The sequence below is a fragment of the Aeromonas sp. FDAARGOS 1408 genome (assembly GCF_019048665.1).
In the GTDB taxonomy this organism is placed as follows: domain Bacteria; phylum Pseudomonadota; class Gammaproteobacteria; order Enterobacterales; family Aeromonadaceae; genus Aeromonas; species Aeromonas dhakensis.
The window spans coordinates 4,282,216-4,297,617 of sequence record NZ_CP077394.1 but is presented as its reverse complement, the minus strand read 5'-3'; the positions used below and the strand labels follow the sequence as shown (position 1 = coordinate 4,297,617).

Here is a 15,402-nt window from a genome sequence, read left to right as displayed (position 1 = left end):
GGAGCCAACAATAAAACGTCCGTTATTAAGCGGTTAGTCAGTCGATGATGCCAGACCCCAGCCTGCCGGCAGGGGCGGCTCAGCCGCGCTCCAGCTCGTCGAGGATCGGGCACTCGGGATTCTCGTCCCCGTGGCAGCAGCCGACCAGCCCCTCGAGGGAGCTGAGCATGGCCTGCAAGCCGGCGATGCGAGCGCGCAGATCGACGATCTTCTCCTGCGCCAGCTTCTTCACCTGGGCGCTGGTTCTGTGCTCATCCCGATAGAGCGCCAGCAGCTCCTGGCACTCCTCCAGATTGAAGCCGGTCTCCCGCGCCCGCTTGACGAAGCGCAGCTCGCGCAGCGCCCCCTCGGTGTAACTGCGATAGCCATTGTCACTGCGCACCGGCGCCGAGATGAGGCCGATGCTCTCGTAGTAGCGGATGGTCTTGGCGGTCAGTCCCGTCGCCTTGGCTACCTTGCTGATGTTCATGGATGACTCCTTAACGGTTCGATTCAGTGCTGACATGGTGGCTGGCATGGGCGAGCGCCCGCGGTTGCCAGCGTTTCAGTAACAGGGAATTGCTCAAGACTGTGATGCTGCTCAGGGCCATGGCCGCCCCCGCCAGCTCGGGGCTGAGGTAACCCAGCGCCGCCAGCGGAATGCCGATGATGTTGAACACGAAGGCCCAGAACAGGTTCTGCTGGATGGTGCGCCAGGTGGCCGCCGAGATGTCGATGGCATCGGCCACCAGCCGCGGATCAGAGCGCATCAGCGTGATGGCGGCGGTCTCCATCGCCACGTCAGAGCCGGAGCCCATGGCGATGCCCACATCCGCCGCAGCCAGCGCCGGGGCATCGTTCACCCCGTCCCCCACCATGGCGACCAGCCCGCGAGTTTGCGCCCGCAGCGCCTCGACTTTTTCCACCTTGCCGGCCGGCAGCACTGAGTCAAAGGCCCCGTCCAACCCCAGCTTGGCGGCGATATGGGCCACCGGCGCCGGCGCATCGCCGCTTACCAGCCAGCTGGCGATGCCGCGCTGGCGCAGGGTGGCGATGGCCTCGGGACTCTCGGGGCGCAGGGTATCGGCCAGGGCCGCTATGCCGGCCACCACTCCGTCGATGGCCACCCAGACCCGGGTCGCGCCGTCGGCGGCTTGCTGATCCTGCGCAGGCACTTCCATGCCGAGTTGTGCCAACAGATTGGCATTGCCGATAGCGACCGTGTGACCAGCTACCTGACCCACTATACCGGCCCCGACCCGCACCTCCACCGCCTCCGGCTGGGGCAGCACGGCATCTTTGCCGGCCGCCTCGCGCATGGCCAGCGCCAGCGGGTGCTCACTCGCCTGCTGCAGTGCGGCGGCGAGGCGCAGCTGCTCGTCGTTGCCACTCCAGCTCGCCAGCACCGGCCGGCCCTGAGTGAGCGTACCTGTCTTGTCGAAGATCAGCGCCTTGATGGCGTGGGCCTTCTGCAGGGTATCCACATCCTTGATCAGAATGCCGTGGCGCGCCGCCACCCCGGTGCCGGTGACGATGGCGGCCGGCGTGGCCAGCCCCAGCGCGCAGGGGCAGGCGATCACCAGCACGGCCACCGCCGCCAGCAGCGCCTGACCGAAGTCGTTGCCGATGGCGTACCACACCAGCAGGGTAAAGAGGGCGATGGCCATCACCACCGGCACGAACACGGCGGAGACCTTGTCCACCAGCTGCTGCAGCGGGGCCTTGCCCATCTGGGCGCTCTCCACCAGGGCGATGATCTTGCTGAGGCTGGAGTCCTCCCCCACAGTCGTGGCCTCGATCTCCAGCACGCCGGAGCGGTTGATGGCACCGCCGAGCACCTTGTCGCCCTCGCCGCGGGGCACCGGCAGGCTCTCGCCGGTGAGGATCGACTCGTCCAGCTCGCTCTCGCCGCTCAGGATCTTGCCATCCACCGGCACCCGCTCACCCACCAGCACCCGCAGCCGATCGCCGCGCAGCACCTCGTCGATGGCGACGCTCTGCCAGCTCTCGCCACGCCAGACGGTGGCGGTTTCCGGCCGCAGCGCCATCAGCTCGCGAATGGCGGACTGGGTGCTGCGTCTGGCGCGGGCCTCCAGCAGCTTGCCGAGGGAGATCAGGGTGATGATGATGGCGCTCGCCTCGAAATAGAGCTGGCCGCTCGCGGCCATCCCCAGGGTCAGCAGCAGATAGAGGCTGTAGAAGTAGGCCGCACTGGTGCCGGTCGCCACCAGCACGTCCATGTTGGCGGAGCGGTTCTTGATGGCGAGCCAGGCACCGCGATAGAAGCGGGCCCCGATCCAGAACTGCACCGGGGTGGCGAGCACCAGCTCCAGCCAGGCGGGCAGATGCCAGGGCAGCAGACCGGCCATTGAGAACATACCCACCAACAGCGGCAGGGTCAGCAGCGCCGAGACAATGACCCGGGTCTGCGCCTGACGGGCACTGGCGGCCTCCTGCGCTTCCCGCTCCAGCAACTGCTGGCGGCGGCCACTGGCCGAGCCCTGCGCCAGCTGGGCACCAAAGCCGAGGGCTTCGATCTGCTCGCGCAGGGCGGCGGGGGTCTGCATCCCGGGCACCAGCACGATACGGGCCTGTTCGAGCGAGAAATTGACGTCGGCGGAGATGACGCCGGGCAGCGCGGCCAGCATCTTGTTCAGACGGGCCGAACAACCGGCACAGGTCATGCCGCTGATCTGGAAGGAGAGCGTCTCGTGGCCATAGTCATAGCCCTGTGCCTGAATGCTCTCCAGCACCGCCGGCAAACGATCGGTGCTGGCCAGGTCGATGGCGGCCTGCTCCAGCGCGAAGTTGACGGTCGCCTCGACCCCCTCCAGCTTGTTGAGGGCGGTCGTGATGCGGCTGGCGCAATTGGCGCAGCTCATGCCTGTGAGCGGCAGCTGCAGATGGATGGGTAATTGAATATGAGTGGTCATCTTGTTCCTCCCCGGAACCCGTCGGCCAGAACGAGCGCCGACCAGCAAACCCTAACCTTTACTGTAAGGGTAAGCTCAAGCCACCTGACTCACTTTTTGCAGATGAAAAAACGGCGCCCGTTTGCTGCCAGAGAGCAAACGGGCGCCGCATTCAACTATTACGCGGTGTGATCGGCTCAGATGCCGTACTGGGCGCGGTACGCCTTCATGGCAGCCAGTTGCGTAGCCAGCTCCGGCTGCTCGGCCTGCTTCTCTTCCAGATAAGCGATCAGGTCGCTCATCTGGATGATGGCGATGATGTGGGCGCCGTAGTCACGCTCCACCTCCTGAATGGCGGAGAGCTCGCCCTTGCCCTTCTCCTGACGGTCCAGCGCGATCAGCACGCCGGCCAGGGAGGCACCGTTGGCCTGGATCAGATCCATGGACTCGCGGATGGCGGTGCCGGCGGTGATGACGTCGTCCACCAGCATGATGCGCCCCTTGAGCGGGCTGCCCACCAGATTGCCGCCCTCGCCGTGATCCTTGGCCTCCTTGCGGTTGAAGCACCAGGGCACGTCCACGTCGTGCTGCTCCACCAGTTGCACCGCGGTGGCGGAGGCGATGGGGATCCCCTTGTAGGCCGGGCCAAACAGCACATCAAACTCGATGCCGGCATCCATCAGGGCGGCGGCATAGAAGCGGCCGAGACGGGCCAGATCGCGGCCGCTGTTGAACAGACCGGCGTTGAAGAAGTAGGGGCTCTTGCGGCCGGATTTCAGGGTGAACTCACCGAATTTGAGGACCTGTTTCTCCAGGGCGAATTCGATAAATTGACGCTGGTAGGCTTTCATTCTGGCTCCTTGCTTGGCTTGTCGTTGTCTTGTGTGGGGGTATAAAAAAACGCGGACAATGCCGCGTTTTTAAAATCATGCAAGTGACTGCTTCTGCAGCGCAATGATGTCGGCGATGCCGCCCTTGGCGAGCGCCAGCATGGCCAGCAGCTCTTCGTGGGTGAAGGGTTCGGCCTCCGCGGTGCCCTGCACCTCGATGATGCGACCATCTTCGGTCATCACCACGTTCATGTCGGTCTCGGCGGCGGAGTCTTCGATGTACTCCAGATCACAGATGGCTTCCCCTTCGAACATGCCGACGGAGACGGCGGCGATCATCTGCTTGAGCGGGCTCTGCTTGATCATGCCCTTCTCGACCATCCAGTTCAGCGCATCCACCAGCGCCACACAGGCACCTGTGATGGCGGCGGTACGGGTGCCACCGTCGGCCTGCAGCACGTCGCAGTCAACTGTGATGGAGTGCTCGCCCAGGGCGGTCAGGTCTACCGCGGCGCGCAGGGAGCGGGCGATCAGGCGAGAGATCTCCAGGGTGCGGCCGCTCTGCTTGCCGGAGGCCGCTTCGCGGTTCATCCGGGAGTGGGTGGAGCGCGGCAGCATGCCGTACTCGGCGGTCACCCAGCCCTGATTCTTCCCTTTCAGGAAGCGCGGCACGCTGGTGTCGACGCTGGCGGTGCAGAGCACGCGGGTGTTGCCGAATTCCACCAGCACGGACCCTTCAGCATGCTTGGTGAAGTGGCGGGTAATGGTGACCGGACGAAGCTGCGCGGCAGTGCGATCGCTGGGACGTGACATGGGACGGACCTCTGGGCTGGCTGAATTGGCGCAGGAGTATAAGTGATCCCAGCCCAAATATCAGCCGCTAAAACCACGCTGTCGGCTGACGGAGCAGGTCTGGCTGAGTATACTGGCCGCACACTTCATCAAGCCCGGAACAATCAATGATTCACAGCATGACCGCCTACGCCCGCAAGGAACTCAAGGGCGACTGGGGCACAGCCGTTTGGGAAATTCGTTCGGTCAACCAGCGCTATCTGGAGACCTACATTCGCCTGCCGGAACAACTGCGCAGCCTGGAGCCGGTTCTGCGTGAGCGCTTCCGCGCCAAGCTGCAGCGCGGCAAGGTGGAGTGCAACCTGCGCTTCGAAGCCGCGCAAGCTGCCGCCAGCCAGCTGCACATCAACGAAGAGCTGGCCAAGCTCATCATCGACAGCGCCAACTGGGTGATGAAAGAGGCTGGCCAGGGTCAGCTCAACCCGGTCGACGTGCTGCGCTGGCCGGGCGTGATGGCTGCCGCCGAGCAGGACATGGACGTGGTTGCCACCGAGCTGCTCGGCGGGTTTGACCAGACCATGGAAGATTTCCTCGCCTCCCGCGCCAGCGAAGGGGCCAACCTCAAGGCGCTGATCGAACAGCGCCTGGCCGGCATTCAGGTGGAAGTGAAGAAGGTGCGCGTGCACCTGCCGCAGATCATCGAGTGGCAGCGCCAGAAGCTCACCGACCGGCTGGCCGAAGCCAAGGTGGAGCTGGATCCGGCCCGCATCGAGCAGGAGATCGTGCTGCTGGCCCAGAAGATCGACGTGGCGGAAGAGCTGGATCGGCTGGAGATGCACATCAGCGAGACCAACAAAATCATGAAGAAGGGTGGCGCCTGTGGCCGTCGTCTCGACTTCATGATGCAGGAGTTCAACCGCGAGTCGAACACCCTCGGTTCCAAGTCCATCAACGCCGAGGTGACCCAGTCCGCCGTGGAGCTAAAGGTGCTCATCGAGCAGATGCGCGAGCAGATCCAGAACATCGAGTGACATCGGTTAGATAGCGTGAAAAAGCCATTGGAGACAATGGCTTTTTCTTTTTATGCGGAGCAGGCGAGCACAGGGTGCGCGCAGGCGGTGGGCTCGGCCGCCGGGCCGAGATCCCGCACTATGTCGTGGATCACCGCATCCAGCTGATGAAGGCTGTGATGATGAGGCAGGATGATGAGGTGGGAGTGCTCGCCCGAGGTCGCCAGGCAATGGCGCTTCCAGGTGCGCTCCGAGGGGCGCGGGAAGACCACGGTAATGGAGTGCGGATGCCGCCAGGCGGGCACCCCCTGCTGATTCAGCCGCTCCACCAGCTGCTGGGCCATGGCCAGGCAGCGCCCGGTCCGCTCACGCCACTGGGCCAGCGTCCGTCCCTTGATGGCGGCCCACATCAACAGGGGCGTGAAGCCGTTGCGCGATCCGCTGATGGTCTGATCGCTGGCCGAGATGTAGTCCACCTCCACGGCGATGCGATCCACAAAACGCCGCCTGGCCAGCACGATGCCGCACGGGATCGGCGACCCCATCATCTTGTGGCCCGAGACACTGATGGAATCGATGCCGTCGGAAAATGAAAAGGCCGGCGCATCGTCCACAAACGGCAGTATCATGCCGCTCAGGGCCGCATCCGCGTGCAGGTAGTAGTCCTGACGGGGGATGCCGATGGCCGACAGCCGCCGTTGAATGGCGCCGATGTCGTCGACCGCCCCCTTCATGGTGGTACCGATATTGGCAAATATGATGGGATGACGCTCGCCATCATCCACTATCTGCTCTGCCAACTTATCGCAGTCAATTTCTCCGGTGGGCAGAGTGGGAATTTCCTTGGCCTTGATCCGCAGCAACCTGATTATTTTGGCAACCGAATAGTGTGTCTCTTGTGAATAATAGAGGGTGCCTTCAGGGAACAACTCTCTGGCAAGATAACAGCCAAACATATTGCCTTCGGTGCCGCCATTGGTCACATAACCCCAGCTCTGCTCTGGCGGGATTGAAAATAGCGATGAGAAATAGTTCATGACCTCTCGCTCAAATTCGAAGGTATTGAGCAAATAATTTCCAGGAGCGCCCCAGTCGCCACAGTTATTGATAGAAAACTGTAAAAACTTGTGCAGCTTGGAATAATCAAAGTCGGCAGCCTCCGGATAACCGACATTGAAATATTGATGGGTAAGGCAGAACTGCCAAAACTGCTCTAGCCTGTGCTGATCTTCTGCTGACAGCGTCATGATGGTGTCCGTGGCGAGCGCCATGACCTGGCGCCGCCCTTGCTGAATGATAAGAGCAATGCGTGAAATTAATTAACTATATACAGCCAGTCAGGCCGCCTGGGAGCCGCTCAGGAGCGCCCACCAGGCTGACAGGGTGGGCCTGCGCGCCAGCTCGTCAAAGCCGACATCGACCCCCTGTGCCTTCAGCTCTGCGGTAAAGCGCATGATGCTGAGGGAGTCCAGCCCATACAGCACCAGACTCTCCTCCGGATCCAGCTCCCCCTCCTCCACCAAGCTCTGTACTCGTTCATTCAACCACTCACGGGTCATGAATGTTGGTCTGCTCATGTTATTTCCTCACTGTCTGTCATGGTTATTTCTAGTCGTGATTGTTTAATCAACGCCCCCACCCAGTTGCTGAAAACTGAATCGACGGCTGCCAAAAAAGAGGTTCCGTCATACCGGCCTGAAATACCGTTCAGAGTCATCTCTGGCCACGACTGATGCCAATTTAATTAAGCGACTTATCGATATAACCATATGGGTTGATGGATTAAATTGATCTTGAAATGAAAATCATTCTCATCTTTAAATATATAAACAACGAAACACGACAAGTTGTCAACGCCATGAATGAGATGAAAGAACTGACCGCGATGCAGGCGGCTTGCTGGATGGGACGCAGCGCGCATGCCCATCTGGGGGGCGTCAGTGCCCACCTCTACGCCGAGTTTGACGGCCCGGCCCTCGATCTGGCGCGCCTGCACGGGGCGCTGGAGCGTCTCTATCAGGCGCACCCCATGCTGCGCCTGACCGTCACCCGGGACGGCGCCCAAACGTTGGGAGAGCCTGCCCCGGCCATGCTGGAGATAGATGATTTCCACTCCCTGAGCGGCCAGCCACTGGCCGATGCCCTGGCCCGCAAGCGGCAGGAGTGGACCCACCAGCAGCTCGATCTGAGCCGGGGTCAGGCGGCCCGCTTCTCCGTCACCCGGCTGGCAAACCAGCGCCAGCGGCTGCACATCGACACCGACATGATGGCCGTCGATCCCTCCAGCGTGCGGATCCTGCTCGCCGACCTGGCCCGGTGGTACGAAGAACCGGAGTGGACGCCGCCACCGGCCCCCTCGTTTTTTGCCTGGCACGAGGCGGTGCAGATAAGCCTGCGCGCGCGCCGGGAACAGGATCGGCAGTGGTGGCGACAACAGCTGCCAACGTTGGCACCGGCGCCCACCCTGCCGACCGTTCCGCAGCAGACGCCCCCCGCCAGCGAGCGTCTCAGCGCCACCCTGGATGCCGCCACCTGCCAGGCCCTCACCACCCTGGCACGGCAGCGGCGCCTGACCCTCTCCAGCCTGATGCTGGGCCTCTTCGCCCACTCCCTGGGCAAGGCCACCGGCGACAGGCGTTTTCGCCTCAATGTCCCCTTCTTCTGGCGTGAGCCCGTGCTCGGCAACGAGCAGCGGATCGTCGGCGAGTCCGCCAACCTCACCCTGGTGGACGTGGACCTTGACCAGGCCGGCACGCTGGATGCGCTGTGCCGGCAACTGGCGGCCCAATGGCACCAGCGCCTCGGTCACGGCACCTATTCCGGCGTGGCGGTGATGCGCGATCTCTCCCGCCACCACGGCTCGGCCCAGCTGGCCCCCATCGTCTTCACCGCCGCCCTGGATCTGGAAGGGGTCTCGCTGTTTGACGAACGGGTGCACAGGGTCTTCGGCGCCATGAACTGGGTCATCTCCCAGGGCCCCCAGGTGGCGCTGGATGCCCAGCTGGTGCGCCTGCGCGACGAACTGCTCATCAACTGGGACGTCCGCCTCGATGCCCTGCCGCGCCCCTGGATCACCGCCCTCTTCGACGATCTGGTGGCACAGTTGCGCCAGCTGGCGCGGGATCCCGCCCTGCTCGACACACCATTGCATCGCCGCCGTGAAGCGCCCCTGACGCCGCTGCAGCAGGCCTACCTGCTCGGGCGCACCACCCAGTTTCCGCTCGGGGGCGTGGCCATGCAGGAGTACCGGGAGTACCGCGGCAAGATGGAGCCGGCGCTGCTGCGCGCCCGCCTGCGGGAGATGGTGCAGCGCCACGATGCGCTGCGTACCCGCATCGATGCCGACCGCCTGGTACAGATCGTCGATGACGAGGCGCGCCTCAATCTGCACGAACAGGACCTGCGTCAGCTGACCGAAGAGGAGGTGGCTCCCAGGCTCGCTCGCCACCGGGAGGCATACAGCCATGCCCTGTTCGACCTGACGCAGTCCCCCTGGGAGCTGACCCTGCTGCACCTGCCGGGAGACGAGCTGGTCGCCTTCGTGCGCATCGATGCCCTAATCCTGGATGGACACGCCATCGCCACCCTGATGCGCGAACTGTTCGAAGGAATAGTGGCCCCCGCGCTGCCCTCTCCGCCCGCTCACGAGCCCACGGCGGCGCAGCGGGAGCAAGCCGGGGACTACTGGCGGCGCAAGCTGGCCAGACTGGAGGGGCCACCGCGCCTGCCATGGACCCAGCCGCTCGAAGGTCTGCGCAGTGCCCGCTACGCACGCCAGCGGCAACACATACCTGCCGGGCAGGCGGCCGCGCTCTACAAGCTGGGTGCCCGCCAGCACCTGTTCAAGAACACCACCCTGATGGCCGTCATCCTGGAGGTGCTCTCCCGCTGGCGCGACGAGGGGGATCTCTGCGTGGCCGTGCCGGTGGCCCCGCCACCCGGCGGGCCGCTGACCAACCGATCCAGCTTTATCGCTCTCACCTGGCAGCCCGCGGAGGGCACCCTGCTGGAGCGGGCCCACATCCTGCAGCAGGACGTCATGGAGGGGCTGGATCGGCTCGCCTTCTCCGGGGTCGATATCGCCCGCCAGCTGGTGGAGACCCATGGCGGCGGGCCCGCCCTGCCCGTGGTCATCACCAACGGACTGGCCTGGCCGGTGGCCGCGCCAGAGAGCCCCATGCAGTGGCAAGGGGGGCTGACCCAGACACCCCAGGTCGCCATGGACATCCGCATCAGCCAGCAGGCCGACGGCACTCTGGTGCTCGACATCGACTACGCCAGCGAGGCTCTGGAGGCCGCGCTGGTGAGCGATCTGCTCGCGGCCATGGCGCGTGCCGTGGCCCGGCTGGTGGAGGGAAAGGCATTTCACCTCCCGGATCTGGCCACCCCCACCCATGCCCGTCACAACAGCCTGCCGGACGCCGCCTGCCACACCGACTTCCTGCAGCGCATCGCCGATCGCCTGTTCCATCCGCAGCACGAGGCGGTGGCCCTGATCCAGGGGGAGCGACAACTCAGCTACCGGGAGCTTGGTCACGGCGTGGGGTGCGTGATGCATGCCCTGAGCGAGGCCGGCATCAAGGCCGGGCAGGTCGTCGCCATCTGCCTGCCGCGCAGCCCAGAACACACCATGGTGACCCTGGCCTGCGCCCTCAGCGGCATCATCTGGGTGCCCGTCGATGCCGCCTCGCCAGCCGAACGCCGCCGCTATCTGCTGGACAACTGCTGCCCCGACCTGGTGGTGGCAGAGCCAGGCGCAGAGACCGGCCACCCCACGCTGACCCCGGCCCCCCTGCTGGCCGGCTCCGACGCCCCCCTCGGCACGCCCTGGGCGGGGAGAAGTACCTACACCACGCCGGCCTACTACCTCTATACCTCCGGCACCACGGGGCGCCCCAAGTGCGTGGTGCTGAGCAACCAGGCCACCGCCAACGTGATCGGCAGCACTCTGCTGCGTTGGGGCATTACAGAGCAGGACAGGTTTCTCTCCGTCACCCCGCTGCACCACGACATGTCGGTCTTCGACGTGTTTGGCTGCCTGACCGCCGGCGCCACCCTGGTGCTGCCGGAGCCCGGCGCCGACAAGGATGCGGTGCACTGGGGCCGACTCATCGCGCGCCATGGCGTCACCCTCTGGTGTTCGGTGCCGGCCATGCTGGAAATGCTGCTCGCCTGCCACCCGGTCGACACGCTGCAGAGTCTGCGGCTCGTCGCCCAGGGAGGGGATTACATCAAGCCGGGCATCATAGAGCGCCTGCGCACCGGCCTGCCTGCCACCCGCCTCTTCTCCCTCGGCGGGCCGACTGAAACCACCATCTGGAGCATCTGGTATGAGATAAGCGCCGACGATCGGCAGCGCATTCCCTATGGCACACCACTGCCGGGCAATGCCTACTGGCTGCTGGACGAGCGCGGTGAACACTGCCCGCTCGGGGTGGCGGGCCGCATCCATACCAGCGGCGTCAACCTGGCCCTCGGCTACCTCGAACAGGGGCAGCTCGTCCAGACCGACTTCGTCACCCTCACCGATGACAGGGGCCAGCCGGTGCGTGCGTTTCGCACCGGCGACCGGGGCCGCTACCGCCGCGACGGCACCCTGCTGTTCGACAGCCGGGTCAACGGTTACATCAAGGTGCGCGGGGTGCGTGTCTCGCTGCCCGACGTCGAGAGTGCCCTCATCACCCATCCGGCCCTCGCCCAGGTGCTGGTGGTGGAGTACGGCGACGAGCAACAAGGAGAGCTGGGGATCGGGCTGCTCTACGTCTGCGCCACCGGCCACCGGCTGGACCCGGCCGCCCTGCGCGAGTTTGCCCGGGCGCAGTTGCCGGCCTCCCATGTGCCGACCCGCGCCCTGGCCGTCGCGCAGCTGCCCCTCACCGCCAACGGCAAGCCGGACAAGCCCGCCGCACGCCACCTGCTGGCGCAACCCGCCCCCCGTCACGGGGTACTCGACATCTATCTGGAGGTGCTGGGCGCGGCACCGGGCAGTGCCGACAGCCGGCAACCCTTTACCGCACTGGGGTTGCGGCCCCAGCACCTGAAGACCATTTCGGCCCGGCTGCGCGAACGCTTCGCCGTGGAGCTGTCACCGGGCCAGCTGCTGGCCTGCCGCACGGCAGCCGACGTCGAGGGGCTGCTGGCCAGCGTGCACACCTGACCCTGCGCCCCGGCATGGCCGGGGCGCATCACCTTTCCTTTGGGAGTGTTTATGGAGACCACACACGTGGATATCGCCGGGGTCGGCATCGGCCCCTTCAACCTGGGGCTGGCGGCCCTGCTGGACCGGCATCCCGAGCTGAGCGGGGTGTTTCTGGACCGCAAACCGGCCTTCAGCTGGCACCAGGGGCTCCTGCTGCCGGGCACCACGCTGCAGGTGCCCTTCCTGGCCGATCTGGTCACCCTGGCCGATCCGACCCATCCGCTGAGCTACCTCAACTATCTGCACCGGCACGACCGGCTCTACCCCTTCTACTATTACGACCACTTCCAGATCCCGCGCCGCGAGTATGACCACTACTGCCGCTGGGCCGCCGAGCAGCTCCCCGGCTGCCGCTTTGGCGAAGAGGTGGTGGCGGTGCATTACGATGCGGGCAAGGAGCGTTTCTGCCTCGAGAGCCGCGACGCCGACGGCCAGCCCCACCACTACCAGAGCCGTGATCTAGCCATCGGCATCGGCACCCGCCCGGCCCTGCCAGCCTGGGCGCAGGGGATCGATCATCCCAATCTGCTGCACTCCGCCGACTTCCTGCACGCCAGGGAGCGCCTGGCCGCCTGCCGCCGGGTGACCGTGGTCGGCTCGGGGCAGAGTGCGGCTGAGTGCGTGCTGGCCCTGTTCCAGACGCTCACGCCGGAGCGGGTGGCCGCCGGGGCGGCCATCCAGTGGATCACCCGGGCCCCCGGCTTCCACCCCATGGAGTACTCCAAGCTGGGGCAGGAGTGCTTCACCCCCGGCTACATGGACTATTTCCAGCGCATCCCGCGGGAGAAACGGCGCGCCATCGTGGCCGGGCAGGGGATGCTCTACAAGGGGATCAGCTTCGCGACCATAGGCGCCCTGTTCGACCTGCTCTACGAGCGATCCATCGGCGGCCAGACACCCGGGCTGACCCTCTTCTCCAGCTGCAATCTGGAGGCGGCCGAAGTCCTGAGCGACGGCGCCCTGCGTCTGACCTGCCACCACACCCAGCTCGATCAGCGTTGTACCCTCGAGGCCGATGCCGTGGTGGCCGCCACCGGCTATGCCCACGCCTGGCCCGCCTGGTTCGAACAATTGAAGGGCGAGGTGCTGGCCGTTGATGAACAGGGGGACTGCATAGTGCAGGAGGACTTCACTGCCCGCCGCGCCGATCGGGGCACTGGCCGGGTCTTCATCCACAACGCCGACATCTTCCAGCAGGGGGTAGGCTCGCCGGATCTGGGGCTCGGGCCCAACCGCAATGCCTGCATCCTCAATCAGCTGCTGGGGCGCGCCCACTACCACCTGCCAGCCCGCACCACCTTCCAGCACTACGGTCTGCCGACCGACTGAGTCAAACAGTGAGCCCCCTTGCGGGGGCTCACGCCATCACACCTGTGGGGCCAGGGCCGCGAGCGGGCTGGCAGTCCCCTCCCGCACCAGCTGTTCGAGCAACCGGTCAAGCAGGGCACAGAGAGTCTGTATCTGGGCCGGGCTGTAGCGTCCGTCCCGGTAGGTAATGACCAGCCGCAGCCGCCGCTCATCGTCCAGCACATCCTCCATGATCTCGAACTGCAGGCCGAACATGGTTTCGGTCTTGTCCGCATCGATCTGGCGGTAGCGCAGCCCCTCGCCCGCCGGGGTCGGCAGACGGCCGTTGAGGGCGTTGCTGGCGTGGATCTGGATGTAGACGTCGAACAGCAAGCCGTCGGCCGGCGTCATGCCCAATCCCTGCTGGATCTGTTCGAGCGGCACGTCCGCGTAGCACAGTGAGTCGTTGATGGTGCGGGTCACCTGACGCAGCAGATCGCCAAACCGGGTGGTCGCGGCAAACGACACCCGATGCGCCACCATGGTGGTGAAATAGCCCACCGAGTCGAAGAAGGCGGGATCGGTGCGCCCCGAGGTCGAGGTACCGATCAGGATCTCCTCGGCCTGACCCAGCTGGTGCAAGGAGAGGGCGATGGCCGTGTACATCAGGGTAAAGAGGGAGGCATCGTGGGCGCGGGCCAGCTCATAGAGCCGGGCCAGCGTGCCCCCGGCCGGCTGCCACTCGTGCCAGCGGGCGGCCCAGGTTTCCCCCTGCAGGGGCATCACCGGCAAGGGAGGACGGCGGGAAGCCGGCACGGCGCCGTGCAGCAGACGGGTCCAGTAGGCCAGGTGCGTCTCGTTGATCCCATCCGCCGCCTGCCGGCGGGCAAAATCGTGAAACGCCGGCGCCGGTGCATCCCAGCGGGGGGCAATTCCGGCGGCGCGAGCCAGGTAAGCCTGGGCCAGCTCCCCCATCATCAGGTTGATGGACCACTCGTCCACCACCATGTGGTGTACCAGCAAGGAGAGCTGCTGGCGCCCCGTGGCCGGATCGCGCAGGAAACGGATCCGCAGTGGCAGCTCCCGGGTCAGGTCGAAGCGATGGGCCGCGGCGTCGGCCAGGGTCATCCCCTGCGACTCGGCACTGCCCCAGAACCAGCGATAGCCAGCCAGCTGATCGGCCGGGAGAATACGTTGCCGCACCTCGCCATCCTGCGTCATGAACAGGGTCCGCAAACTGGCGTGGCGCTCGATAATATCGGCAAAGGCCTGGGCAAACAGGGACTCGTCCACCTCGTCAATAAAGTCGAGGGCAAAGGGAAGATTAAAAATGGTGCCAAAGTCGTGGGCTTCATAAGCCCGCCACAGAGAGGCCTGCGCCAGGGCGAGCGGAGCCGGTGCCCTGTTATTTGCCGGGACGGCTTCCGGCAATGAAGCCTGCTCTGATATCACGGCCTTGCGTGCCAGGGCAGCCGCCGTCGGCGATTCGAAAAAGTCGTTGAAGCGGCACTCGATACCGTGCTCGCTCAGTAATTTCCCAATAATTCTGGTCGCCAGCAGGGAGTGGCCACCATTATCAAAAAAGTCATCATCCGGTCCCATATCGGGCGATGACAAGGCACGGCGAAATTCCTCAAGAATAATCCGTGAAATATTCTTGCCGACATAATGAACAGGGACACAAGAGGCTGGTTCGGCAAGGTGTGCCGGGGATGATAGCAGCAGCGGTACTTGCCCGGCCTGACCGCTAGCCAACCGATCGTAGTGCTGCTTCAACGCCGCCATCAGGGTCTGTGGCGAACCCTGTTCCGCAAGCACAGGATGCAGCACCAGCGCCAGTATCACACTACTTTCTGCGTTGATAATCAATGCCTTGAAAGGCGGCTGGCGGGTACTGTCCCAGGGGGCCTGCTGCACTCGCCGTACCAGCTCATCCACCTCGTCAGCCGCCAGACGATGAAATTCCAGACAGGGATACCAGCCATTTATCTGATATTTAAATAGATCTCCATCGGCACTGAAAAAATAACGGGTATTGAGTTCCGGCTGCTCCTTTATTAATAACTCAACACTCAATATCAACAGCGAAATATCAATATCGTCAGGGAGCGGCCAACACATCGCCTGTTTAATTATCTGCTCGGGCTGCTGTTGTTGTAACAACCAGCAGCTCTCTTCATGGGCACTGACAGGCAGCTCAAGCAGCCCCTCATTATGGAATTGCAGCAAAAGCCATCTCCTTCTCTGTGGAAATATAACCCTGTGAATTACGTCTGTTTTATTTGAAATAACCACGGACGCATGCCCCTCCCCCCTAATTGGCGGGAAAGGCATTGCGATATATCGATGAACACGATACCGTGCAAATGATTACCATAATGATTTTCATTCTC

General features: G+C 64.3%; 10 protein-coding genes. 3 read left to right on the top strand and 7 right to left on the bottom strand.

Features of this window, described 5'->3' with window-relative positions:
* Positions 1-79: 79 nt before the first annotated feature.
* From cueR to rph, 4 genes are all read right to left on the bottom strand, one after another.
* Entirely contained in the window at positions 80-469 is a 390-nt protein-coding gene (gene cueR, locus I6L38_RS19885) for a Cu(I)-responsive transcriptional regulator (protein WP_010635698.1), read from the bottom strand.
* Positions 470-479: 10 nt separating this feature from the next.
* A complete protein-coding gene (locus I6L38_RS19880; protein WP_216988874.1) occupies positions 480-2,912 on the bottom strand; it encodes a heavy metal translocating P-type ATPase in 2,433 nt (810 codons plus the stop codon).
* A gap of 176 nt (positions 2,913-3,088) precedes the next feature.
* Entirely contained in the window at positions 3,089-3,742 is a 654-nt protein-coding gene (gene pyrE, locus I6L38_RS19875; protein ID WP_010635696.1) for an orotate phosphoribosyltransferase, read from the bottom strand.
* Positions 3,743-3,817: 75 nt separating this feature from the next.
* A complete protein-coding gene (gene rph / locus I6L38_RS19870; protein WP_026141559.1) occupies positions 3,818-4,534 on the bottom strand; it encodes a ribonuclease PH in 717 nt (238 codons plus the stop codon).
* Positions 4,535-4,680: 146 nt separating this feature from the next.
* Between rph and I6L38_RS19865 the strand changes: the two genes are divergently transcribed.
* Positions 4,681-5,544: a YicC/YloC family endoribonuclease gene (locus I6L38_RS19865; RefSeq protein WP_054543738.1), complete on the top strand. Its 864-nt coding sequence runs from the start codon at positions 4,681-4,683 to the stop codon at positions 5,542-5,544.
* A 50-nt stretch (positions 5,545-5,594) separates the two neighbouring features.
* Here I6L38_RS19865 and I6L38_RS19860 read toward each other — a convergent pair whose 3' ends face one another.
* Entirely contained in the window at positions 5,595-6,794 is a 1,200-nt protein-coding gene (locus I6L38_RS19860; protein WP_367948956.1) for a histidine decarboxylase, read from the bottom strand.
* A 66-nt stretch (positions 6,795-6,860) separates the two neighbouring features.
* Positions 6,861-7,100 carry a phosphopantetheine-binding protein gene (locus I6L38_RS19855; protein WP_005306882.1) on the bottom strand — a complete coding sequence of 80 codons (240 nt, stop codon included), beginning with the start codon at positions 7,098-7,100 and terminating at the stop codon, positions 6,861-6,863.
* A 290-nt stretch (positions 7,101-7,390) separates the two neighbouring features.
* On the opposite strand from I6L38_RS19855, the gene I6L38_RS19850 reads away from it, so the two are divergent.
* Entirely contained in the window at positions 7,391-11,680 is a 4,290-nt protein-coding gene (locus I6L38_RS19850) for an amino acid adenylation domain-containing protein (protein WP_216988872.1), read from the top strand.
* A gap of 66 nt (positions 11,681-11,746) precedes the next feature.
* Positions 11,747-13,051, top strand: a complete 1,305-nt coding sequence (basC, locus tag I6L38_RS19845; RefSeq protein ID WP_322111693.1) for a putative histamine N-monooxygenase — start codon at positions 11,747-11,749, stop codon at positions 13,049-13,051.
* Between the two features lie 36 nt (positions 13,052-13,087).
* Here basC and I6L38_RS19840 read toward each other — a convergent pair whose 3' ends face one another.
* A complete protein-coding gene (locus I6L38_RS19840) occupies positions 13,088-15,238 on the bottom strand; it encodes a condensation domain-containing protein (RefSeq protein ID WP_216988871.1) in 2,151 nt (716 codons plus the stop codon).
* Positions 15,239-15,402: the final 164 nt, after the last annotated feature.

What these genes read in the sequence shown, in the direction of transcription:
- cueR (WP_010635698.1), bottom strand. Translation starts at nt 469, where the DNA reads ATGAACATCAGCAAGGTAGCCAAGGCGACGGGACTGACCGCCAAGACC.
- pyrE (WP_010635696.1), bottom strand. Translation starts at nt 3,742, where the DNA reads ATGAAAGCCTACCAGCGTCAATTTATCGAATTCGCCCTGGAGAAACAG.
- I6L38_RS19880 (WP_216988874.1), bottom strand. Translation starts at nt 2,912, where the DNA reads ATGACCACTCATATTCAATTACCCATCCATCTGCAGCTGCCGCTCACA.
- rph (WP_026141559.1), bottom strand. Translation starts at nt 4,534, where the DNA reads ATGTCACGTCCCAGCGATCGCACTGCCGCGCAGCTTCGTCCGGTCACC.
- I6L38_RS19860 (WP_367948956.1), bottom strand. Translation starts at nt 6,794, where the DNA reads ATGGCGCTCGCCACGGACACCATCATGACGCTGTCAGCAGAAGATCAG.
- I6L38_RS19850 (WP_216988872.1), top strand. Translation starts at nt 7,391, where the DNA reads ATGAAAGAACTGACCGCGATGCAGGCGGCTTGCTGGATGGGACGCAGC.
- I6L38_RS19865 (WP_054543738.1), top strand. Translation starts at nt 4,681, where the DNA reads ATGATTCACAGCATGACCGCCTACGCCCGCAAGGAACTCAAGGGCGAC.
- I6L38_RS19855 (WP_005306882.1), bottom strand. Translation starts at nt 7,100, where the DNA reads ATGAGCAGACCAACATTCATGACCCGTGAGTGGTTGAATGAACGAGTA.